Origin of the sequence: Stenotrophomonas maltophilia (genome assembly GCF_047782825.1) — a bacterium.
GTDB lineage: Bacteria > Pseudomonadota > Gammaproteobacteria > Xanthomonadales > Xanthomonadaceae > Stenotrophomonas.
This window is the reverse complement of record NZ_CP180589.1, coordinates 605,563-628,041: the sequence shown is the minus strand read 5'-3', so window position 1 is coordinate 628,041 and position 22,479 is coordinate 605,563. Positions and strand designations below refer to the sequence as shown.

The following is a 22,479-nucleotide window of genomic DNA, read 5'->3' as shown; positions in this document are numbered from 1 at the left end:
CCGCACCACCATGACCGAAACGCCGCAGCCCCGCCCCACCCCGATGATGGAACTGCCACTTCGCTGCCCCTGCTGCGGCAGCAGAAGCCTTGATGCACGCGGTGGATACGATATCTGTCCGGTCTGCTTCTGGGAGGATGACGGCCAGGATGACGACGATGCGGACGTTGTGTTGGGCGGCCCCAACGGCGACCTGAGCCTGACCGACGCGCGGGCCAACTACAGGCGCTTCGGGGCCTCGCGGATGCAGGACCTGCGCCACGTGCGCCCCCCCCTGCCGCAGGAGCTGCCCGGCCTGATTGTCGGCAACACGCCTGCAGGCGCAGCGCGGCGTTATCTTTCCGCCTTCGACACGCGAAGCTACCCGGCAGCGGGCCGCACCCTCGAACAGCTGCTGCCGGGGCGGTACGAGGCAGGCCAACAGGTCATCCGCTACCTGTCCATCGAGCGCGACAATGCGAGCGCTTGGACGGTTCGCCTGTGCGAGGTGTTCGACAACGGCGCGCCGGATTTCCTGGATCTGGTTGAGTTTGAAGCGGTCGACCCGGACCTGCCTTTCGGCCAAGAATGGCCGTTCAATACGGTGGACGCCGCCCTGCACTTCGCACAAACCCAGCTGGGCGCGCTTGTGGGGCGCTATATGAACGTGGGCATGGCGCAGGACGCGTATCGGGATCTCTACCACCCGGAGTGGTGACGCCTGCGGCCTGACCGCTGTCGCTTTCGAACTGTCGAGCCCGCGCTGCCCCGCCTGCATCTTCGACCGCTGTCGCATATTCCCCGGTCGATCACGGCCCTTGCGCCGTCTACGTCTTCGAGGGCTTAACCGTGTGGAAAAATGCCGGAAGCGTCTTCGTCCGCAGTGATCTGCAACTTGTCTGATGGGCACCGCACCCCTGCGTGGGTACAGATGGTGTGCCACTGAAAACGAGTGGCCGGGTTTCGAATCCCGAGTTGTTCCTGAGTGATTACGCTTGCCAGCCGGCGTCGCTACCCGCGGCGCCGGCTGGCAATCCGTCTGCCGGCCATGGCGGGCGGTGCGTGGGGGCGTTCGCGCCCACCGGCTTGGGAACGACCCGGATTCGAACCACGTACCGTCCGCCACCTTCCTGCGTGGCGGCTTCCGCTTGTCCCGCACGGAGCCCTGACATGACCACACCGGAAATCCCCACGCTGCACGCCTGCCCCGCCCCGGCCAACGCCGACGAGGCGCCGGACCTGACTACCCCGCCGGCGGCATCTGCCTATATCGATGCACTGAAGCAGATCGGCCGCGGCGCGGCGGCCGACGGACAACCGTGGCCCGAGCGCCACCAGCTTCCCGGGCGGCGGCTGGCCCTGGCCGATGCCGACTGTGCACTGGCCGGCCTGCGGGTCGCTCAGGAAATGCTGCTGGCGGCCGAGCGCATCCGCCAGCACGGGCCGGACGAGGAATACGTAGGCGACCGGGTGATGGAAGGCCTGATGCTGGCCTGTATGGCCTTGACCGCCCAGGTGAGCACGCGGATGCGGCCGGAGGGCTGAGCCGGACTGCCCGTTCGGCTAAGCTCGGCAGCACACACGGCGCATGGAAGCCCCCTGATGGCCACCGCGGAACACACCCGACTGATCACCGCCGCAGCCCGGGCGGCATTGAAACCACTGGGCTGCACGCAGAAGGGGCGTTCGCGCATCTGGCTGGACGACCAGGGCTGGTGGCTCGGGGTGGTCGAGTTCCAGCCCTCGTCCTGGAGCCGCGGCAGCTATCTGAATGTCGGCGCCTGCTGGCTCTGGAACGAGAAGGACTATCTTTCCTTCGATGCCGGCTACCGGGTGGCGCCCTTCCAGCCCTTCACCAACGCCGAAGACTTCGCCCAGGCCGCACAGGCACTGGCCGAACGCGCTGCGGCCGAAGTGCTCGCCCTGCGCGAGCGCTTCCCCACCCCGGTCCACGTCCATGGCTGGATCGCCACGAATTCATCGGCGCCGTTATGGAGCAGCTACCACGCCGCGGTGTCGCTGGGTCTTGCAGGCGATAGCGAACGCAGCCGGCAGATGTTCGCCGAGGTCATTGCCGATACCCACGACACGGAATGGGCCATCGCGTTGCGGCAGCGTTGCGTGGCGCTGGTGCAGCTTTTGCAGACGCCGGGCGAGTTCGCCGCGGAAGTCGCTGCGGGCGTCCAGCGGACGCGGCGGTTGTTGGGCCTGCCGGCGTGGGTGGGCGAGGCGTTTCCGCGCGTGGATCGGCAGAACTGAGGCAACGGCAGCATGGCGCGTATCGCAGCGCAGTGGACTGCGACACGCGCCGCTACGAGGCGGAGTTTGTCTCCGCCAAAGGACGTTCCGTCGCCACCTCGCCGGCGGTGCGCGAGGGCGGCCCGCCGCGCCGCTGGATAGCTGGCGTGGCGTTGACGATCAAACACGCATGGAGACTGTTGATGCACAGAGAGTTCCGACACGGTCCGATTCTGCCAGCGGTTCTGCGCACGTTCCGGCGCGGCATGCGCGGCGGTGCCCTTTGCACCCTCTGCCTTGCGCTGACCGCATGCAGCATGGTCATGGACGCCTCATACGACACCCTGCAGGACGCCATGGCAGACGGCATGGTCGAGAAGGGCTGGATTCCCGAATGGACCCCGCTGGAGGCCACCGACCTGCGCGAAGTTCACGACCTCGATTCCAACGTGAGTGCACTGGCCTTCAATAAACCAGCTGCCACCCGCCTGCAGCTGCCCGACGATTGTGTCCGCACCGAGTACGACCCGTCCGCCCGTGTTGCGATCAGGCGCAGGTGGTGGCCGGATGAACACACTCTTGGGGCCTCGTATACCCATTTCCGTTGTGCGCAGGAACACGGAATGGCCACTTACGCTGCGATTGAGCACCACGGCGCGCGCGTGCTGTTCTGGCGAAATTACCAGTAGCGACACCAGGCTATGAACGGGAGTTCTCCAGCTGCGCGGTGAGAAGCCGGGTCAAGTTCCGGCGCGCAAAATATCCTTGCAGCTGCGCGGCCTTGATGGTCCGCGCCTTCAACCTCGGCGCGCCATCTTCGCCATACTCAATGCGGTAGCAGCGCGATGCACCGCAGAGTTCGGCCTGGCTGGCGGTGACGATGACCACGGTGATTTCCAGGCTGGTGAAGGCGTTGCCGGTCTTGATGTCCGGGTTCTCGGTGCCGGCGCGGTCGATCAGCGTGCGGAAGCGACCCAGATCGCGCTCGCCGCCGCTGCTGAGCGGGCCGACATTGGTGGCGCGGCGGATGTCATCGTCTTCGCTGGGCGCGGCCTTGGTCCAGTGTTCGGTGCGCTCGGGGATGACCGCGCGCACGACTTTGCCGTCTGGCTCGATCAGGTCGATCACCACGTCCAGCAGGTAGACCGGCTCCAACCCGAGGTTGGTCACGAAACAGTGCGCGTCCAGATGCCGGCCGGCGCCGGAGGTGATGAGGATCGACGGGCGCTGCTGGCGGCGGTAGCTGCGCAGGAAGAAGTTGAGGTAGACCACCCAGATCAGGGCGGTCACGCAGGTCATCACCGCGGTCAGCAGCGGCGCGAAATGGAGCAGGTTCTGCAGCATCCTCGGCGGAACTCATGGGCGTGAAACGGCCCATGGTCGCCATTGAAGTGCTTAATGCCCGTGAAGTCCTTGCCGTTGCCTTTGTAGAGTCGAGCCATGCTCGACTGCCACGCAGACAGCAGCCGAGCACGGCACGGCTCTACACCCGCCGTGCCGCCCGGCGCCGCCTCACCTGGCCAGAGCGAAATCCAGCCCGGCGCACACCGCCGCCACCTGGGCGTCGTTGCATTCCTGCGGGTTGGTGCGCGGGCTGTCCGGGTAGACCTCGGTGGTGGTGGCATAGCGCGCGTCGGTGAAGCCGGCGCAGGCGCCAATGGAACGCGACTCGCCCCAGACCACGCCCGGCGACTGCAGCGGCAGGCCAACCAGGTTGCCTTCGGCATCGGCCGGGGCGATATGGGTGATGGGCGCCACGGCGTTGATCAGCGCCTTCTGGAAGTCAGGCTGCGGGTCTTCGCTGTTGCCGATCACATAGAAACCATCGGGAATGGTGTCGCGCACGAACGGCTTGCCATCGCGGGCGCAGCGGGCCGGGTCGAATTCGTGCAGGTCGCTGTCGGTGGTCTCGTGCAGGTCCAGATGCACCAGCAGGCTGGCCTTGCGCTCGGCCACCCAGCGCATCAGCGACGCCGCTTCCTCGATCAGGCCGCCGTCACGGAAGCTGCGGTTCGGGTCGATGGCATCCGGGTTCCAGCGCTGGATGCGTTCATAGCCCCACGGGCTGACGCACGGGGCCACGATCAGGTTCATCCGGCCCAGGTAACGCTCGGCCTGCTGTTCCAGGAACTGCAGGGCGCCGTGCACGCCACTGGTTTCGTAGCCGTGCACGCCACCGGTGACCAGCGCGGCCGGCAGCGCCGGGTTCCAGTCGTGGTTCACCACCGCAAACAGCGGGTAATGGTCCGGGGCATAGTCCAGCTGGCCGTACTGGATCACGTCGAAACGCTCGTCCAGGCGCTCCAGCGCGGCCACCACATCGTCGTGGTAGCTGCGCTGGCGTTGCTGGGCGGCCCGCCACTGTGCGCGTTCAGCATCGCCCCAGGGCTGGCCGGGGGTACCGATGGGATAGAACGGCGCGAGGGTCATGCGGAAGCTCCAGAAGGTCCAGGTGCGGTAGTGCAGCCGAGCATTCTAAGCCGTCTGCCGGCCCGGACCGAAGCCAGGGTCTGCCCCGCCGGGCCGGGGGCCGCCCCGTCCCTTCATCCAGAGGGGGTCATCAGGTTGTAAAATCAACGGTTTTTGGCCCCTCACCCCTTGATGGCACACGCTGCGCAGCCGGTCCTGGGTGGACCGGATTTCCTCCGCCTGCTTGCCCGTCTCAGCGACGGCGCGATGCCGGCCAGCAGTCCGGCCCTGACCGATCGCCTCGGCCAGTGGGTGGACTGGAGCCGCGCCGTGGCCCTGTCCGGGGCGCTGGACGGCCGCCAGCCGGAGCCCGGCGAGGCCGCTGAGGCGGTGGACGACCTGCTGGCGGACTGTGCCCAGGCCGAATCCAGCCTGCTGGCTTCGATCACCGAGGATGCCGAGGCCGAGCGCCTGCTGGATCTGGCCGAGGCCGCCGCCCAACCCAACTTCGCGTCGCTGCGCCAGCGCTATCGCGTGCTGCAGCAGGCCATCCAGACGGCCACCGGGCGCCTGCGTGGGCGCCTGCGCGACCAGCTGCTGCAGGCCTCGCCTGAACTGGCACGGCTGGCCGGGATCGACGCGGTGATGGAACAGACCCTCACGCCGCGCGAGCACAGCCTGCTGGCCACGGCACCGGCCGTGCTGGCCGCCCGTTTTGAACGCGTGCACGGCCGGCCCGGCTGGCGCGCGTCCTTCCGCCATGACATGCGCAGCCTGCTGCTGGCCGAGCTTGAACTGCGTTTCCACCCGATCCATGGGCTGCGTGCAGCCCTGCGCTCCCACTGACCGGAACACCATGCCCAGAACTGCTTTCCATGTCGTTGTTTTCCTTGTCGGCCTGCTGGCCGTGTGCTGGATCGGCATTGGCTATGTCGCGGTGCATCCGCTGGGCGCAGCCGTGGCCGCGGTCATCGCCGCCTGCTATATCGCCGGCGGCGTGGAGCTGTACCGCTACCGCCAGGCCAGCAACGGGCTGCGCGCCGCACTGGGCGACCTGGGCGCTGCCCGCGAGGGCTTGGCGCCGTGGCTGGAGCGCGTTCCGCTGGGCCTGCGCAATGCCGTGCGCCTGCGCGTGGAAGGCGAGCGCACCGCCCTGCCCGGGCCGGTGCTGACCCCCTACCTGGTAGGCCTGCTGGTGCTGCTGGGCATGCTCGGCACCCTGCTGGGCATGATGGACACGCTGCGCGGCACGGGGCTTGCGCTGCAGAGCGCGACCGACATGGCCGCCATCCGCGGTTCGCTGGCTTCGCCGGTACAGGGCCTGGCGGTGGCATTCGGCACCTCGATTGCCGGCGTTGCCAGTTCGGCCATGCTGGGCCTGCTGTCAGCCCTGCTGCGCCGTGACCGCCTGCAGGCGGTGCAGCAGCTGGACCGCGCCATCGCGGGCGAGCTGCACCCGTACTCGCAGGCCTGGCAGCGCGCCGAATCGCTGCGCCTGCTGCAGGCGCAGTCGGCTGCCCTGCCCGCCCTGGTCGACCGCCTGCAGGCGATGACCAGCGCCTTCGAGCAGCACAGCAGTTCGGCCAACGAACGCCTGCTGGCCGGACAGGCCGAGTTCCTCACCCAGAGCCAGGCCCTGCAGGAACGTCTGGCGGTGTCGCTGCAGCAGTCGCTGCGCGAAGGCGCCGAAGCCAGTGCTGCGGCCATCGGCGGCGCACTGCAGCCGATGGCCGAAACCACGCTGGCCGGGCTGGCCAGCCACGGCCAGGCCCTGCACGCGCGGGTTGAACAGGCCGTGCAGCAGCAGCTGGCCGGGCTGAGCGAAGGGTTCGAGCGCAGCCGGGTTGCCACCGAGGCCAGCTGGGCCAAGGTGGTGGCCGAACAGACCGGCGCCCAGCAGGCGCTGGTGGCGGATCTGCGCCAACACCTGCAGGCCTTCAGCGACGGCCAGGGCAGCCAGGGCGAAGCACTGGTGGCACGCATCGGCGAGCGCCTGCAGGCCGATGCGCAGGCCAACGCAGACGCGCTGCGCAGCGCGGCCGAACAGCAGCTGGCCACGAACAACGCACTGGTCGAGCGCCAGCAGCAGGCCTTGCAGGCTGCGGGCCAGCAGCTGGACGATCACGCGCAGGCGCTGCTGCAGGCGCTGGATCAGCGTCATGTTGCCAGCCAGGCGCTGCTGCACGACCACGAACAGCAGCGTTCGCAGGATTGGCAGGCCACGCAGGCAGCGGCAGCCGCAGCGCATGCTGAACTGCAGGCCCGCCTGGACGAACGCGAACAGCAGCGCCAGGCGCGCTGGGATGCGGTCAGCGCTGAATTGCAGCAGGCCCACACTGCACTGCAGGCCCAGTTGCAGGCCGGCGACGAGCAGCGCCTGCAGCGCTGGAGCTCGGCACTGGACGACATTTCGCAGGGACTGAGCGCCCAGCAGCAGAAGGTATGCGACACGCTGGCCGACACCGCGCGGCAGATCGGCGACAACGGCCGTGCACAGGCCAGCGCCACCCTGGCCGACGTGTCCACCCTGCTGCAGACCGCCGCCGACGCCCCCAAGGCGGCCGCGGAGGTCATCAACGAACTGCGCAGCACCCTGTCCGAAAGCCTGGTGCGCGACAACAGGATGCTGGAAGAGCGCGGCCACCTGCTGGCCACCGTACAGACGCTGCTGGACGCCATCAATCACGCCTCGCACGAACAGCGCAGTGCCGTGGATGCCTTGGTGGGCGGCTCGGCCGAGCTGCTGGAACGTATCGGCAGCCGCTTCACCGACCACATCGCCACCGAGACCGGCAAGCTGGATGGCATTGCCGAACACCTCAGCGGCAGCGCGGCGGAGGTGGGCCAGCTGGCCGGCACCTTCGGCGCTGCGGTGGAGCAGTTTGGTACCGCCTCGACCGAACTGTCCGGCCGCCTGGAGCAGATCGGTGGCGCGCTCGATGCCTCGCTGGCACGCAGTGACGAACAGCTGGCCTACTACGTGGCGCAGGCGCGCGAAGTGGTCGACCTCAGCCTGCTGTCGCAGAAGCAGGTGATGGAAGAACTGCAGCAGCTGGCCGCCCGCCGCGGCAAGGCCGGCAGCGCATGAGTGACGAGCTGGAGGTCGACGGCGGCTCACACGCCCCGATCTGGGCCGCCTTCGGCGATCTGATGTCGGTGCTGCTGGGCGCCTTCGTGCTGATCCTGGTGGGCGTGGTGGCCGTGCAGCTGGAACTGTCGCAGCGGCTGGACCAGGAAGTGAAGCAGCGCCAGGCCGAAGCCAAGCGCCTGCAGACCTTGGAACAGGCGCTGGCCGGTCCGCTTGCCGCTGGCCGGGTCACCCTGGTGGATGGCCGCATCGGCATCAGCGGCAGCGTACTGTTCGCGCTGAACTCGGACCAGCTGCAGCCGGAAGGCCAGGAGCTGCTGCGCAGTCTGGCCGCGCCGCTGGCGGCCTACCTGGGGTCGCGCGAAGAGATCCTGATGGTCAGCGGCTTCACCGACGATGCCCCGATCCGCGATGGCAACCGCCGTTTTGCCGATAACTGGGAACTGTCCGCGCAGCGATCGCTGACCGTGACCCGCACGCTGATCGCCGATGGTGTGCCGGCCGACGCCGTGTTTGCCGCGGCCTTCGGCAGTGAACAGCCGGTCAGTTCCAATGCCGATGAAGCCGGCCGCGCGCGCAACCGTCGCGTGGAGATCGCGCCGATTCCCAAGCCCAAGGCCGCTGATGGCAAGTAAGCCGCAACCGCCGCTGGACGGCCTGCGGGCGCTGGTGCGCGACCTGGATGCCGGTTCGCGCAGCCTGCCGCACTACCCGCAGGTGCCGATGCTGCAGCAGGTGCAGCGCGAATGGTCGGAGCTGCGCAGTGAACTGCAGGTGCGCCGCTCGCTGCGCGCCGAAGCCCCGGCCGACGGTGGCCCGCTGAATTCGGCCGTGCTGGTGCAGCGCATGCTGGACACGATGCAGGCCACCAGCCCTGGCTATCTGCGCCACTTCATCGATTACATCGACACCCTGTCCTGGCTGCAGGCGCTGCAGGATGGTGCCGCCAGCGCTGCGGATGCGGCAAAGCCGAAGCGCACGCGCAAGCCGCGCGCCGCGGGCTGAGTTCCCCTGTAGAGCCGAGCCCATGCTCGGCTCCACCCAAATGCAGCCGAGCATGGGCTCGGCTCTACAGCTCATCATTCACCCGCAGATGACAGTGTCACCAGACAGTCATCTATGTGGCGCACCATTTTCACGTTGGCTACGTGGCGCCTGCAGCGCTGCCGGTCGCATCGGTTGTCTCCCCTCCCAAACTCCATGAGCTCCGCGCCGACGCGGTGGCTCGTGCCTGCCTGAGTGTCCGTAACATGACGAAGACTTTGTTGGCCGCTGCGCTGTCCATCGCGCTTGCTCCCGCGGCCTGGGCGCAGGATGCTGCCCCGACCTCCAGCACCCCCAACGCCACCGAACTGGATGCGGTTTCGGTGATCGGCAGCGGCGAAGCGCGCCAGGTGCAGCGCATCACCCGCGAGAACCTGGACATCCTGCCACCGGGTACCAGCCTGCAGAAGACCCTGAACCTGCTGCCCGGTGTGAACGCGCAGTCGGCCGATGCACTCGGCACCAACGAACAGTCGATGACCCTGAGCCTGCGCGGCTTCAACGCCACCCGCCTGGGCTACACGCTGGACGGCGTGCCGCTGGGCGATGGTGCGTACAACAACTACAACGGCCTGACCATCAACCGTGCGCTGATCAGCGAGAACATGGCCGGCGCCGAGCTGGCGGTGGGCATCGGCAGTCTGGGCACGCCGTCCACCAGCAACCTGGGCGGCACGATCTCCTACACCTCCGACCGCCCGGCGCAGGCGCTGGGTGGCCGCGTGGTGCAGACCTTCGGCAGCGATGCCAACCGCCGCACCTTCGTGCGCGTGGACAGCGGCGAGTACAACGGTTTTTCCGGCTACGTGTCGGGCATGAATGCCGTGTCGGACCTGTGGAACGACCAGACCTCCTACAACAGATCGACCACCCGGCAGTTCAACGCCAAGGGCGTGTGGAACTTCGGCCGCGGCCAGATCACCGGCTTCGTCGATACCTCGCGCACCAGCCAGGCCGACTACTTCTACCTGTCCAAGGACCAGATGGCGCGCGGCCTGGACTGGGACTGGGGCGGCTACGCACCGGACTGGAACAAGGCCGTGGCCAAGGCCTACTGCAACACCGCCAGCTTCAATGCCCGCAAATGCGACAGCAGCGGCCCGGACAAGGATGCCGACGGCGCGTTCACTGCCGGCCAGATCCTGCGCGATGACAACCTGTACTACCTGGCGGGCGATTTCTTCGTGGCCGATGGCTTCAGCCTGCGCGCCCTGGCCTACCACCATGATGACCGCGGCGAAGGCCACAACTGGAACAGTGGTGCCTACTCGCACAAGGGCACCGCCCAGGAAATCCCGATCATCTTCCGCAACACCATCTACACCATCGACCGCGATGGCGGCACGCTGTCGTTCGATTGGGACCTGGGTGCGCACCGCATCGAGGGTGGCGTCTGGTACGAGCGCAACACCAGCAGCGCCGAGCGCTACCAGACCGCGGTGGACGGCCCGCGTGACATGAGCGGCATGAACACCACTCAGGCCGATACCGGCGTATTTGCCCAGCGCACCCGCTGGAAGACCCACCAGTTCTTCCTGAAGGACACCTGGCGCCTGCTGGATGACCGCCTGACCCTGGAGTTCGGCGCCAAGAGCCCGCACGCCACGTCTGATGCGCAGGCCCTGCCGGGTGATGCGAAGACCCCGATCTCGCCGACGTCGAACAACCAGTTCGCCACCGGTTCGCTGAAGGCCAGCAAGAATTTCCTGCCCAGCGTCGGCGCCAACTTCCGTCTGGCCGACCATCACGAGGTATTCGCCAGCTACGCCGAGAACATCGCCATGTTCCAGGGCGGCTTCAAGCTGGGCCCGCAGGCGGTCAGCCAGGCCACCTGGAATGCGCAGGGCAACCTGAAGCCGGAAGAATCGCGCTCGCTGGAAGCCGGCTACCGCTTCGTCACCGATACGCTGCAGGCCTCGATCGCCGCCTACGATGTGCGCTTCGACAACCGCCTGCTGCAGTACAACCCCTGCGATTCGCGGCAGCCGGTGGGCCCGACCTGCGGCAACCGCTTCTACAACGTCGGTGGTGTCGACAGCCGCGGTGCGGAACTGACCGTGCTGTGGACCCCGAACGAACACTTCAGCTGGTACACCTCGGCCTCGCTGAACCGTTCGACCTACGCCTCCAACTACGTGCAGGCCGGCGTCGAGCAGCAGATCAAGGGCAAGATCCAGACCGATACGCCCAAGCAGCTGCTGGCCACCGAGATCACCTGGCGCGACAACGGCTGGTTCGCCAGCCTGCGCGGCAAGTACACCGGCGAGCGCTTCTACACCTACACCAACGACCAGGGCTTCGGCGGCTTCACCGTCTTCGACATGGCCGGCGGCTACGATTTCGGCCAGGTCGGCTTCGCCAAGGGCGTGCGCCTGTCGGTGAACGTGACCAACCTGACCGACAAGCGCTACGCCAGCAACCTGGATTCGAGCGTGTTCGCCGCCAGCGACCCGGCCGGCAAGCTGTACGTGTTCCATGCATCGGCCCCGCGCCAGGTGTTTGGCACCATCGACGTGCGCTTCTGATCGAAGCGCGCTGACAGACCACGAGGAGTCCACCGATGTTCGCCACCGCCCTGTTGCTGGCCGCGTTGTCCGCCAGCGGGTACTCCGCTCCGCACGAGGCCAGCGGCGCGCCACCGCGCACCCTGCAGCTGGGTGGCCGCACCTACGTCGACCAAGGCCTGGTCGCGGCCGGGTGGCTGCCGGCGGGCACGGTGGATTTCCTCGGCGATACGCTGGGCTCGTTCTCGTCGTTGGCGGTGCAGCCCGGCACCTGGCGGCGCACCGCCACAGGTTATGAAGGCGTGCTGTGGACCCTGCCCGACCGCGGCCGCAACGATCCGGAGGCCGGCCTGTTCTACGACTACGCCGGCCGCGTGGAGCGCATGCAGATGCGCATCGACATGCCCAACGGCACGCTGGGCACGTTGACGATGGTGCCGGACAAGGGGCTGGTGCTGAAGGACTTCAACGGGCGGCCGTTCACCGGTGCCGACCCCGGCGAGCACACCGTGACCCAGCGTGGCGTGGTGCTGCCCGCACCCGCCAGCGGCGTGGGTGCGGGAAAGGTGGCGCTGGATGCCGAGTCGTTGCAGTTCACGGCCGACGGGCATTTCTACATCGGCGATGAGTACACCGCCAACGTCTACTACTTCGACGCGCAGGGTCGCCTGCAGGGCGTGATCGTACCGCCGCTGGCGATCCAGCCACGGCGCGACGGCAAACCCGCGTTCGGTTCGCTGGCGCCGCCACAGACCGGGCGCCGCAACAACCAGGGCGTGGAAGGCATGGGCCTGTCACCGGACGGCACGCGCCTGTTCGTCGCCCTGCAGAGCGCTACGCTGCAGGATAGTGCGCAGGGCAATCCCGCCGGGCGGGTCAATACGCGCGTGCTGGTCTATGACGTGGCGACCTCGCCCACGCCGCAGCAGCCGATCGGCCATTACGTGATGACCCTGCCGGCCTATGCGCATGACGGCAAGCGCAAGCTGGACCGCACCGCTGCACAGAGCGAGTTGCGGGCGCTGGATGCGAATCGCTTCCTGCTGCTGGCCCGCGATGGCAATGGACTGGGCAAGGACGGGGACGACCCCATCGTCTACAAATCGGTGCTGCTGGTGGATGTGGACGGCGCCAACAATCTGGCCGGCACCGCGTATGAAACCGGAACGGCATCGGTGCTGGCCGACCCGGCCAGCACGATGCTGAAGGAAGGCATCACGCCCGCACGCAGCGATGAACTGCTGAACCTGCTGGACCGCAAGCAGCTGGCACGGGCTGGGCTGGACCTGGACACGCAGCGCGGCCCGCATGACGGGCTGATGTCGGAAAAGTGGGAAGCGATGGATGTGCTGCCCGCCCTGGATCCGCAGCACCCGAAGGATGTCCTGTTGCTGATCGGCAACGACAACGACTTCATCGCCCGCCATTGCCGCATGCAGGGCGAAACCTGCGACAGCCCATACGACAACGACAACCGCGTGCTGGTCTACCGCCTGACCCTGCCGTAAAACATCGCCGGGCATCCATTGTAGAGCCGAGCCCATGCTCGGCAGCAACGGTGGCACGCAAAGGCAGCCGAGCGTAGGCTCGGCTCTACAACATCGCGACCGTTCGAGGCATCGGATCCACAGCAGGTCAGCCGCGAAGGGTGGCGCCGCCGTCGACGTAGAGGTCACTCATCGCCACGTGCCCGGCCTGTTCGGACAGCAGGAACATCACCGAATGGGCGATGTCTTCCGGGGTGGCCAGCTTGCGCAGGGGAATGCCGGCCTTGTAGGTACCCAGGCTGCCGGCGATCACCTTGTCGGCGCCCTGTTCGTCGTCCCACATCCCCGTCTGCATCGGGGTCAGGGTGGAACCCGGGGCCACGATGTTGCAGCGGATGCCGAGCGGGGCCAGCTCCAGCCCCAGGCAGCGGGTGAACATGGTGGCCGCGGCCTTCGATGCCGCGTAGGCAGCCATGCCATGCCGGGGCACACCTGCGGCGTTGGAACTGACGGTGACGATGGCGCCCTGCCGCCGCGGTGACATCACCCGCGCCAAGGCGCGGCCGACGTGGAACACGCCATCGGCATTGACCGCGAACACGCGGCGCCAGTCGTCATCGCCGGTCCCAGCCACGTCGCCTACGTGCAGCACACCGGCCACGCTGGCAGCCAAGGCAATCGGCCCGATGCTGGACTCCACACGCTCCACCAGTGCATCCACGGCAACGCTGTCAGTCACGTCCAGGGCAAACGCCCTTACCCGCGCATCATCAACCGCGGGCGCATCGCGATCAGTCGCCACCACGGTACAGCCCGCCTCGGCCAACAGACGCACCAGCGCAGCGCCTATGCCCCCCGCGCCACCCGTGACCAGTGCCACACGCCCCTCGAATCCACTCAACTGCATGCGGCAATCTCCTGTTGTTCGTCCCATTGTTGCAGCCGTGTCGACAACCACGGCGCCAACTGCGCCACCGCATCACGCCCGGTCAGTTCGGCGTGCAGGAAGGGCAGTTCCAGTGCCTGCACCTTGCGCGCATGGGCCATCCACAGTGCTGACTGCAGCTGCGGACGGGCCTGGTGGTCGCGGCCGGCGCGGACATGCACCAGCGTTCCATCGAACGGCCGATGGTGATGCTCGCGGATCAGCCGGTTGGTGCCGGTCACCGCGCGCACCACGCCGTCCAGCACGGCATCCGGCAGGCTGCCCAGTGCGCTGCCACCACGGCGCAGGAAAGCCAGGATGCGCTCACGGCTGTCCAGCTCCGGATGCGCATCCGGGTCGTGGCCGGCAATCGCCAGCAACGCCCGCAGCGCCGCGATGGGGTCCGGCTCGGGTTCGGCACGCCAGCATTCGCTGGGGTAGGCGTCCAGCAGCACCAGCTCACCCACTTCACGGCCGATTTCATGCAGGCGCACGGCCATCGCCTGCGCCAGGATGCCGCCCACCGACCAGCCCAGCAGATGGACCGCCCCCCGCGGCTGCAGGGACACCAGCCGGCGTACGTAATCGTTGGCCATCACCTCGATGCTGCTGGGCATCGGCTGGGTGACGTCCAGCGCGGTCGACTGCAGGCCGTAGACCGCCCGCGACGGCTGCAGCGCACGCGCCAACAGGCGGTAGTTCCAGGCGATGCCGCCGGCCGGGTGCACCACGAACAACGGCGAAGCGTCGCTGCCTTCGGGCGTGGCCAGTGCAATGACCGGCCCCAATGCATGGTCAGCCGATGCCGGGGGTTCGGCGATACGCTCCGCCAGCGCAGCGACCGTCGGCTGCGCGAACAGCGCACCCAGGCCGAGGTCGCAGCGCCAGCGCCGCTCGATCGCCAGCAGCAGGTGCACCGCCGACAGCGAGTCTCCGCCCAGGCTGAAGAAGTCCGCGTCGACCGCTACTGCGCCGCTGCGGCCCAGGGCCTGGGCAAACAGCTGCGCCAGCTCCTGTTCCAGCGGCGTGCGCGCCGCCCGTCCTACCACAGCGTGCAGCGGCGGCTTCGGCAAGGCAGTGCGGTCCAGCTTGCCGTTGGCGGTCACCGGCCAGTGCTCTACCCCGACGAAGGCCGACGGCACCATGTAATCCGGCACGCGCGTGGCCAGATGGCTGCGCAGCGCGGCGGCATCGGCCAGCGCCGATGGAACGTAGGCCACCAGCCGCGCATCGCCGGGCACGTCGTGGCGCAGCAGCACTTGCACCCGCGTCATGCCGGGCAGCTCAAGCAGGGCAGCTTCGATTTCGCCCAGTTCAATGCGCAGGCCCCGCAGTTTGACCTGATGGTCGCTGCGCCCCAGATAGTCGACAGCACCGTCCGCGCGCCAACGCGCGATATCGCCCGTGCGGTAGATGCGCTCGCCCGGCACGAAGGGATCGGGCAGGAAGCGCTCGGCGGTCAGGTCATCGCGACCCAGATAGCCGCGCGCCAGCTGCACGCCGCCCAGGTAGAGATCGCCGGCCACGCCCACCGGCTGGGGCCGCAGGCGTGCGTCCAGTACGTACAACCGCGTGTTCCATACCGGGAAACCGATCGGCACCGGCCGCGACCGGTCTGCGGCGGTGGCGGGCCACCAGCTGACATCCACGGCCGCTTCGGTCGGGCCGTACAGGTTGTGCAGCTCGGCGTGCACACGGCCATGGAAGCGGTCGCGCAGGGATGCATCCAGTGCTTCGCCACTGGTGAACACCCGGCGCAGCTGCAGGCCTTCCGATCCCGGCGCGGCCAGGAATGCATCGAGCATGGAAGGCACGAAATGCGCGGTGGTAATGCCGTGCGCGCGGATCAGCCGCGCCAGCTCGGCCGGATCGCGATGTGCATCCGGGCCGGCCACCACCAGGGTGGCACCACACAGCAGGGGCAGGAAGAATTCCCAGACCGACACATCGAAGGTGGCCGGGGTCTTCTGCAGTACGCGGTCATCGGCGGCGAAGCCATAGTGCTCGCGCATCCACAGCAGCCGGTTGACGATGGCGCGGTGCTCGATCAGCACGCCCTTGGGTTCACCCGTTGAACCGGAGGTGTAGATGACGTACGCGGCGTCGTCCGGCGCGGGATCGGCCCAGGGCGCAGCGAAGCTCAGCGCGTTCCATTGCGCGGGTGGCAGCACCGCAACGTCCGCCAGCCGCGACTGCATCGCATCCTCGGCCAGCACTCCCTCGGCCAGCACGCACACCGGCTGTGCAGACGCCAGGATGCGCGCAAGGCGCTCATCAGGATGGGCAGCATCCAACGGCAGGTAGGCCGCACCGGCACGCAGCACGGCCACCAGGGCGATGACCAGCTCGATCGAGCGCGGCAGCGCGACCGCAACCACCCGGCCGGGGCCCACGCCCATCGTGCGCAGCTGGGCGGCCAGTGCGAAACTGCGCGCTTCCAGGCTGGCATGGTCCAGCGCCTCCCCGCCGAACACCAGTGCGGTGGCCTGCGGGTTACGATCCATACCCTGCTGCAGCAGCTCGACCAGGGTGGTTTCGGGCAGCCCATGCGCGGTGGCATTGAAGGCATGCAGCACCTGCTGTGCTTCGGATGGCGTCGCCAGCGGTACCTCGTTGATGTCCTCGGCCTGCAGTGCTGCCGATACGAAATGCAGCAGCCGCTGTGCATGCGCCTGCACATCGTCAGCACTGTAGAGCGCGGGATTGGCTTCGATCTCCAGGTCCAGCAGGGCCTGGCCATCGCCGCGGAAGCCCAGGGTCAGATCATCCACCGGCCCGGTACACAGCACCTCGAGGGTGGCCTGCACGCCAGGCAATGCCAGCGGCTTGTAGAACGGCTGCACGTTCACCAACGGCCCGTGCAGGCGCTGCTGCGCCCCCACCAGGCCCAGATCGCGACGCAGCTGCTCGCCCCGGTAGCGGCCATGCTTGCGGCCCTGGCTCAGTTGTCGCCCGATGCCGCGCGCGATCGCCTCTACCGTACCCTCGCCCGCCGCCACCCGCAGCGGCAACACGTTCATCACCATCGCCGGCACCCGCGCGGAGGCGTTGCCGAGGCGGCCCATGAACGGCACGCCCAGCACCACTTCGTCGGCGGCGCTCATCCGCCGAAGGTATTCGGCGGCCAATGCGGCCAGAACATCGGGCCAGGGTTGCAGCCAGCGCATCGAGGTCTGCAACAGCTGCTTGCGGAATGCCGCATCCAGCGGCTGCACCCAGCGCAGCGCGTCATCGCTGGCCGCGGCAACGCCCGCCAGGCCGGTGCCGGCAGGAGCGCCCTGCAACTGCTGGCGCCACCATTGCCCAGCCTGCTCGCGGCGTGGATCGGCACGGTAGGCCGCATCGTCGGCCAGCACCCCGGCCAGGGGCGGCAGGACGTCACCGCCACGGCCGGCGTACAGCGCACAGACGCGATCACTGAACAACGCCATGCCGTAGCCATCGGCGGCCAGGTGGTGCACGCGCAGGTACCAGGCCCAGCGCTGGCCACCCAGATCGAACAGCACCTGCTGGCTGATGCGGTCGCGCGCAGGATCAACGGCACTGAGCCGATCGCCCTGCATCGCCACGCGCGCCGCCGCGGCGGGGTCGGCTTCAGCGGAAACATCACGCAGCGCCAGCAGCGGCACATGGGCCGGGTCGTGCCACTGCAGAGGCTGGCCATCCTCACCTTCGCCGAAGCGCAGCGCAAAGGCTTCTGCTTCGGCCGCCACATGGTTGGCAGCGGCCGTGAACGCGGCCACGTCCAAGGGCCCTTCGATCCACACCGCGTGGGCGGTATTGAAGGAAGGATTGTCCGCCGCCAGGCGCTGGGCAAACCACAGCCCGGCCTGGGCCTCGGTCAGCGCCACCGGCGTGGCCAGCGCCCCGTTGCTCATGCCTGCTGCGCAGCCTGCAGCTTCTGTACCACTGCCCACCACTGGCGCAGCGTGCTGTGCTCGGCCAGCTGCGAGAACTCCAGCGGCAGGCCGGTGTTGCCCCAGGCCAGGACCAGGCCGAGCATGCGCATCGAATCCAGGTCCAGATCGATCAGATTGTCATCATCACCGATGTCGGTGGGCGCGCAGTCGAGCACCCGCGCCACATCGGCACGCATGCGCTCCAGGTCCAAGGCTTCACGACTGTCCATCACAGCACCTCCAGCAGCTGGTCGGTGGTCATCGGCACGCCGCAGGTGCGTGCGATCCATTGCAGGGCCTGGTCGTGGTCGACACGCGAGAAGTCGGCCACCGCATCGGCGGCAATGAAAGCTTCGATGTCGCGCTGGAATGCCTCGACGGCGGTGGCGGTGCAGCCGATGTGCGCGTACACGCCGGTCACCAGCAGCTGGTCACGGCCGCGCACGCGCATCAGGGTTTCCAGGTTGCTGCGCTGGAAGGCGCTGTAGCGGTGCTTGACCAGCACGTGCTCGCCCGGCTGCGGCGCCAGTGCGTCGATGATCGGCTCGTGGTCGGCGCTGCGGCGCATGCCCGGGCCCCACAGATCGGCCTGCAGGCCACGGTCGCGGCGGTCCTGGCCGCCCTGCTGGGCAGTGTAGAACACCGGAATGCCATGGGCGCGGCAATGCGCCAGCAACCGCACGATGTTGTCCACGGCCGGGCGCAGCGGCTCGGCGCCGGCGTCGAAGGCGCCCAGGAAATAGCGCTGCATGTCATGCACCAGCAGGGCGACACGTTCGCGCTGAGGACGCCATGGGCCACGCGGTGCCGGCAGTTCGGCGGCAACCGGCAAGGCATAGGGGGTGATACGGGGCAGCGCCATCAGCGCGTTCCTCCTGTCTGTTGCAGATGACGCGCGCGCAGTTGCGCACGCAGTTCGCGGCGGCTGATCTTGCCGACCGCAGTGGTATCGAAGCTGTCGACGAACACGACCTGGTCGGGCACTTTGAACGCGGCCAGCCCACGCCCGCGCATCCAGGCCTTCAGTGCAGGCGCCTTGATGGCCTCGCCCTGCTGGATGACGAAGGCGCAGCTGCGTTCGCCCAGGTATTCATCGGGAATGGAAACCACGGCGGCGTCGAATACGCCAGGGTGGGCCAGCAGATGATCTTCGATCTCCTCGGCGGAGATCTTCTCGCCGGCCCTGTTGATATGGTCGCCGGCCCGCCCCTGCACCACCAGGTAGCCACCCGGCAGCTGCTGCACACGGTCCCCGGTCCGGTAGAAGCCATCATCGGTGAACGAGCGCGCATTGGCGGCGGCATCATTGTGGTAGGCGCCGATGGTGTACGGGCCACGGGTCAGCAGATGCCCCACCTCGCCCTCGGCCACGGCCTGGTCGTGGTCATCGACCACGCGCACCTCGTCATCCGGGCTGATCGGCCGCCCCTGGCAGGCCACGATCAGGTCTTCCGGGTCGTCCAGGCGCGTGTAGTTGACCAGGCCCTCGGCCATGCCGAACACCTGCTGCAGGGTGCAGCCCAGGCCTTCGATCACCCGGCGTGCAGCCTCCGGCACCAGCTTGGCACCGCCCACCTGCAGCACCTGCAGGCTGGACAGATCGTGCTTGCTGGTTGCTGCGGCCTGCGCCCACAGCAATGCCAGCGGCGGCACCAGGCCGCAGCAGGTCACCTGCTCGCGGGCGATGAGCGGGAACGCGGCATCCGGCCCCGGCCCGGGGCTGAGCACCACGCGGGCACCGGCATACAGCGCGCCGAAGAAGCCCGGCGAGCTCATCGGGAAGTTGTGCGCCGCCGGCAGGGCGACCAGGTACACGCTGTCGCGGTCGATGCCGCAGATCGCGTTGCTGGCGCGGAACGAATAGATGTAATCGTCGTGGGTACGCGGGATCAGCTTGGACAGCCCGGTGCTGCCACCGGAAATCTGCAGGAACGCCACCGACTGCGGGTCCGGATCCGCCGGCAGCTGGCTGCGGTCGCCCTGCAGGCCATCCAGCGCGCTGAATTCGGCCGCGTCGCCATCGATCACCACATGGGCGATGGCCGGCACCGCGTCCTGCAGCTCGCGCGCCAGGCGGCGATGGTCATGGCCCTCGTGCACGTCGGCGGTGATGTACGCACTGGCTTCGGCCTTGCGCGCGAAGTGCGCCAGCTCGGTGATGCGATGTGCGGGAAGTGCATACACCGGCACCAGCCCGGCGCGGAACAGGCCGCAGACCGTGGTGATGAAGCTGGCGGTGTTGCCCAGCTGCACCAGCACGCGATCGCCGGGCTGCAGGCCATGCTGCAGCAGGCCGGCACCGATACGGCCAGCCTCGTGCCACAGCTGCGCGTAGCTCAGGCGCACATCGCCGGCAACCACGGCGATGTCGTCGGCGAACTGCTCGGCGCGTTCGCGCAGGAAGCCCGGGAACGTTTCCCCGCGCCAATGGCCTGCAGCGCGATAGCGCGCGACCCGGTCAGCAGGCCAGGCCTGCTGCAGCGGCAAGCGGGCGGTGTCTGCGGTGTTCATGCTGAAACTCCCTGTGCGGATCCAGTCGCGGTGCTGGGTTCCTGCACGGCCAGCGCATTCAACAGGGCCGCGAACTTCGCGGCGGTTTCGGCCACTTCGGCCTGCGGCTGCGAATCGGCAACGATGCCGGCGCCCGCGAACAGGCGCAGCTGGGTGCCCTGCAGCCGCGCACAGCGGATTGCCACGTACCAGTCACCATCGCCCTGTGCATCCAACCAGCCCACTGCACCGGCATAGAAGCCGCGCGGCACCGGCTCCAGTTCACGGATGCGCTGCAGTGCCGCCTGTCGTGGCGTGCCGCAGACCGCAGGCGTGGGATGCAGCTCGGCCAGCAACGCGGCGGCCGGGGTGGAGGCGTCCTTCAACGTGGCGTGGATGCGCGTGCCCAGGTGCCACATGCTGGCGGTGGCGTGCAGCACCGGCTGCGCCTGCGCTTCAACATGGCTGCACCACGGCGCCAGCCCCGCCACGATGGCGTCGACCACGTGGCGGTGTTCATCATAATCCTTGCGCGACGCCAGCAGCGCCTGCGCGGCACGCTGGTCTTCGCCGGGATCGGCGCTGCGCCGGGCCGAGCCGGCCAGGGGATGCGACAGCACCTGTGCACCGCGCTTGCGCAGCAACAGTTCCGGCGTGGCGCCCACCAGCCAGGCCGGCGCCTGCCCCGGCTCCACCGGCAGCGGCACCGCATAGGTCGCCACCGACGGGTCGGCGCTCAAGCGTGCCAGCAGCACATCCGGTGCGAGGGGGGTTTCGGTGTGCGCAACCAGGCTGCGGGCCAGCACCACCTTCTGCAGCCCTGCATCCGTGCCACGCAGGGCCTGCACGGCCGTGGCCACCGCCGCTGCGTAGACCTCGGCGGTGGGTTCGGTGTGCAGCGCGCCGCGCAGCGCCGGGGGCGCCTGCGGTTGCACGCGCATCGCCGGCAGCACGCGCTCGGGCTGGTACAGCGCATCATCGGCGCGTGGCTCGAACGGCACCGCGCCGACCAGCAGGCCGGGGCCGCCCCGCTGCTGTCCGAAGAAGGCCGCGACGCGCTCGGCCAGGGTCGCCAGCGCGCCGGTCGGCAGGCTGGCGCGGCAGCCACGTGCGTGCACATGCTGGTCGGCCTGCTGCAACAGGAACACGGTGGGCTCGTCACTGCTGCCAGCAGTGCAAAGCGCAGCCTCCGGCCTCGCCCCCTGCATCAGGAAATCGTTCATGGGGTCTCCTTGGTCCGGTGCGCGGTGGCCAGTCCGCACAGCAGCAACAGCAGTGCGCCCACCAGCAGGTACGGCAGGCTGGCGCCACCGCGGTACAACAGCGTGCCCAGCATCGGCCCCACCACCATGCCCAGGCCCTGGGCGGCGGCAACGGTACCGGCAGCGGCGCCCTGTTCGTGCGCTTGCACCGCATCGGCGGCCAGCGCCTGGAACGAGGGGAACACGAAGCCCATGCCGAACGCGGCCAGCGCGTAGGCCGCGGGCAGCTGCCACGGCTGCTGCACAGCCGCGACCGAAGCGAAGCCCAGGCCGGAGATCAACGCACCCAGCATGATCCAGCGGCGCGGATGCACTTCAAGTTTCATCACCAGCACCTGCGCCAGGATCAGGCCGACGCCGACTGCGGTCAGTGCGATACCGGCCATGCGTGCGCCAGCGGCAGCATCGAGCGCGAAGCGGTCAATGGCGAAGAAGCCCACGGTGACCTGGGCGATGGTGACCGACACCATGGCCAGGAACGCCGCCAGCTGCGGCAGCCGCAGCCGCGGGTCCAGCCGCGCCATCGGCACCCGTGCGCGCGGCTGCGTCGCGGCCACCGGCGGCGTGGCCGGCAGGCGCCAGGCGATCAGCGCCAGCGCCAGCAGCGGCAGCAGCGCCGCTACATACAGCGCCAGCGGCAGGTTGCGGTACGCCAGCCAACCGGCGGCCGCAGGCCCCAGCACCATGCCCAGCGCATTGGCACTGCCCAACCGCGCCAGGAACTGTGCGCGCTGGCCGGCGGGCGCCTGGTCGGCAATCAGCGCGGCGGCAGTGGGCGGCACCGCGGCGTAGAACAGGCCGATCAGGCCGCGCGCACCAACCAGCACCAGCACCGACAACAGCACCGGCGGCACCACCTGCAAGGCGACATCGATGAAGACGGCCAGGCCGATGTAGACCAGGGTGTAGGCGCTCATGGCCAACAGCAGCACACGCTTGCGGCCAATGCGGTCGCTGAGCAGGCCCCAGGGCCGCGCCGCCAGCATCCACAACACACCGGCCGCGGTGACCGACAGCCCGGCGTGCCATTCGGACAGGCCCAGCAATCGCACCACCGGGCCGATGACCGCCACGAAGGACATCATCGCCATGGTGCCGATCAGGGCGGCGAGCACCAGCGCCGGCAGGCCGGCGACGACGGGACGAGCATGCAT

At 68.6% G+C, this 22,479-nt stretch carries 19 protein-coding genes; 10 read left to right on the top strand and 9 right to left on the bottom strand.

Annotated elements, in window-relative coordinates; genetic code table 11:
* The first annotated feature begins 10 nt into the window (after nt 1–10).
* The 4 genes from ACM2ZB_RS02915 to ACM2ZB_RS02900 all read left to right on the top strand — a co-directional run bounded on the left by ACM2ZB_RS02915 (nt 11) and on the right by ACM2ZB_RS02900 (nt 2,906).
* Nucleotides 11–697 (top strand): CPCC family cysteine-rich protein, encoded by a 687-nt coding sequence (locus ACM2ZB_RS02915; RefSeq protein WP_416057355.1) that lies wholly within the window; start codon nt 11–13, stop codon nt 695–697.
* Between the two features lie 452 nt (nt 698–1,149).
* On the top strand, nt 1,150–1,524 hold the full coding sequence (locus tag ACM2ZB_RS02910) for a hypothetical protein (protein WP_416057354.1): 375 nt from the start codon (nt 1,150–1,152) through the stop codon (nt 1,522–1,524).
* A 57-nt stretch (nt 1,525–1,581) separates the two neighbouring features.
* Nucleotides 1,582–2,238 carry a hypothetical protein gene (locus tag ACM2ZB_RS02905; RefSeq protein ID WP_416057353.1) on the top strand — a complete coding sequence of 219 codons (657 nt, stop codon included), beginning with the start codon at nt 1,582–1,584 and terminating at the stop codon, nt 2,236–2,238.
* Between the two features lie 32 nt (nt 2,239–2,270).
* Nucleotides 2,271–2,906, top strand: coding sequence for a hypothetical protein (locus tag ACM2ZB_RS02900; protein WP_416057352.1), 636 nt, complete (start codon nt 2,271–2,273; stop codon nt 2,904–2,906).
* 10 nt (nt 2,907–2,916) lie between these two features.
* Here ACM2ZB_RS02900 and ACM2ZB_RS02895 read toward each other — a convergent pair whose 3' ends face one another.
* Both ACM2ZB_RS02895 and ACM2ZB_RS02890 read right to left on the bottom strand, forming a co-directional pair.
* On the bottom strand, nt 2,917–3,561 hold the full coding sequence (locus ACM2ZB_RS02895; protein ID WP_416057351.1) for a hypothetical protein: 645 nt from the start codon (nt 3,559–3,561) through the stop codon (nt 2,917–2,919).
* A 168-nt stretch (nt 3,562–3,729) separates the two neighbouring features.
* Nucleotides 3,730–4,647: a M14 family metallocarboxypeptidase gene (locus ACM2ZB_RS02890; RefSeq protein WP_416057350.1), complete on the bottom strand. Its 918-nt coding sequence runs from the start codon at nt 4,645–4,647 to the stop codon at nt 3,730–3,732.
* 171 nt (nt 4,648–4,818) lie between these two features.
* Between ACM2ZB_RS02890 and ACM2ZB_RS02885 the strand changes: the two genes are divergently transcribed.
* From ACM2ZB_RS02885 to ACM2ZB_RS02860, 6 genes are all read left to right on the top strand, one after another.
* A complete protein-coding gene (locus ACM2ZB_RS02885) occupies nt 4,819–5,472 on the top strand; it encodes a DUF3348 family protein (RefSeq protein WP_416057349.1) in 654 nt (217 codons plus the stop codon).
* 10 nt (nt 5,473–5,482) lie between these two features.
* Nucleotides 5,483–7,714, top strand: coding sequence for a DUF802 domain-containing protein (locus tag ACM2ZB_RS02880; RefSeq protein ID WP_416057348.1), 2,232 nt, complete (start codon nt 5,483–5,485; stop codon nt 7,712–7,714).
* Complete coding sequence (locus tag ACM2ZB_RS02875) at nt 7,711–8,349, top strand: OmpA family protein (RefSeq protein WP_108769056.1); 639 nt, start codon at nt 7,711–7,713, stop codon at nt 8,347–8,349. The genes ACM2ZB_RS02880 and ACM2ZB_RS02875 overlap by 4 nt, the downstream gene beginning before the upstream one ends.
* Nucleotides 8,339–8,719, top strand: a complete 381-nt coding sequence (locus ACM2ZB_RS02870) for a DUF2894 domain-containing protein (RefSeq protein WP_416057347.1) — start codon at nt 8,339–8,341, stop codon at nt 8,717–8,719. The genes ACM2ZB_RS02875 and ACM2ZB_RS02870 overlap by 11 nt, the downstream gene beginning before the upstream one ends.
* A 245-nt stretch (nt 8,720–8,964) precedes the next feature.
* Nucleotides 8,965–11,283, top strand: a complete 2,319-nt coding sequence (locus ACM2ZB_RS02865; RefSeq protein WP_416057346.1) for a TonB-dependent receptor — start codon at nt 8,965–8,967, stop codon at nt 11,281–11,283.
* Between the two features lie 35 nt (nt 11,284–11,318).
* Nucleotides 11,319–12,770, top strand: coding sequence for an esterase-like activity of phytase family protein (locus ACM2ZB_RS02860; protein ID WP_416057345.1), 1,452 nt, complete (start codon nt 11,319–11,321; stop codon nt 12,768–12,770).
* A gap of 127 nt (nt 12,771–12,897) precedes the next feature.
* Here the strand turns inward: ACM2ZB_RS02860 and ACM2ZB_RS02855 are convergent, their stop codons facing one another.
* The 7 genes from ACM2ZB_RS02855 to ACM2ZB_RS02825 are packed head-to-tail and all read right to left on the bottom strand — an operon-like array spanning nt 12,898 to nt 22,479.
* The gene (locus tag ACM2ZB_RS02855) at nt 12,898–13,656 is read right to left on the bottom strand and encodes a 2,3-dihydro-2,3-dihydroxybenzoate dehydrogenase (protein ID WP_416057344.1); all 759 of its coding nucleotides are present in this window, start codon (nt 13,654–13,656) and stop codon (nt 12,898–12,900) included.
* Nucleotides 13,647–17,552 (bottom strand): amino acid adenylation domain-containing protein, encoded by a 3,906-nt coding sequence (locus ACM2ZB_RS02850; RefSeq protein ID WP_416057343.1) that lies wholly within the window; start codon nt 17,550–17,552, stop codon nt 13,647–13,649. Before ACM2ZB_RS02850 ends, ACM2ZB_RS02855 begins: the two co-directional genes overlap by 10 nt.
* The gene (locus ACM2ZB_RS02845) at nt 17,549–17,803 is read right to left on the bottom strand and encodes a phosphopantetheine-binding protein (protein ID WP_313435746.1); all 255 of its coding nucleotides are present in this window, start codon (nt 17,801–17,803) and stop codon (nt 17,549–17,551) included. The genes ACM2ZB_RS02850 and ACM2ZB_RS02845 overlap by 4 nt, the downstream gene beginning before the upstream one ends.
* Entirely contained in the window at nt 17,803–18,435 is a 633-nt protein-coding gene (locus ACM2ZB_RS02840; protein WP_416057342.1) for an isochorismatase family protein, read from the bottom strand. Before ACM2ZB_RS02840 ends, ACM2ZB_RS02845 begins: the two co-directional genes overlap by 1 nt.
* Nucleotides 18,435–20,084: a (2,3-dihydroxybenzoyl)adenylate synthase gene (locus ACM2ZB_RS02835; protein WP_416057341.1), complete on the bottom strand. Its 1,650-nt coding sequence runs from the start codon at nt 20,082–20,084 to the stop codon at nt 18,435–18,437. Before ACM2ZB_RS02835 ends, ACM2ZB_RS02840 begins: the two co-directional genes overlap by 1 nt.
* Nucleotides 20,081–21,286: an isochorismate synthase gene (locus ACM2ZB_RS02830; RefSeq protein ID WP_416057340.1), complete on the bottom strand. Its 1,206-nt coding sequence runs from the start codon at nt 21,284–21,286 to the stop codon at nt 20,081–20,083. The genes ACM2ZB_RS02835 and ACM2ZB_RS02830 overlap by 4 nt, the downstream gene beginning before the upstream one ends.
* The gene (locus tag ACM2ZB_RS02825) at nt 21,283–22,479 is read right to left on the bottom strand and encodes an MFS transporter (protein ID WP_416057339.1); all 1,197 of its coding nucleotides are present in this window, start codon (nt 22,477–22,479) and stop codon (nt 21,283–21,285) included. Before ACM2ZB_RS02825 ends, ACM2ZB_RS02830 begins: the two co-directional genes overlap by 4 nt.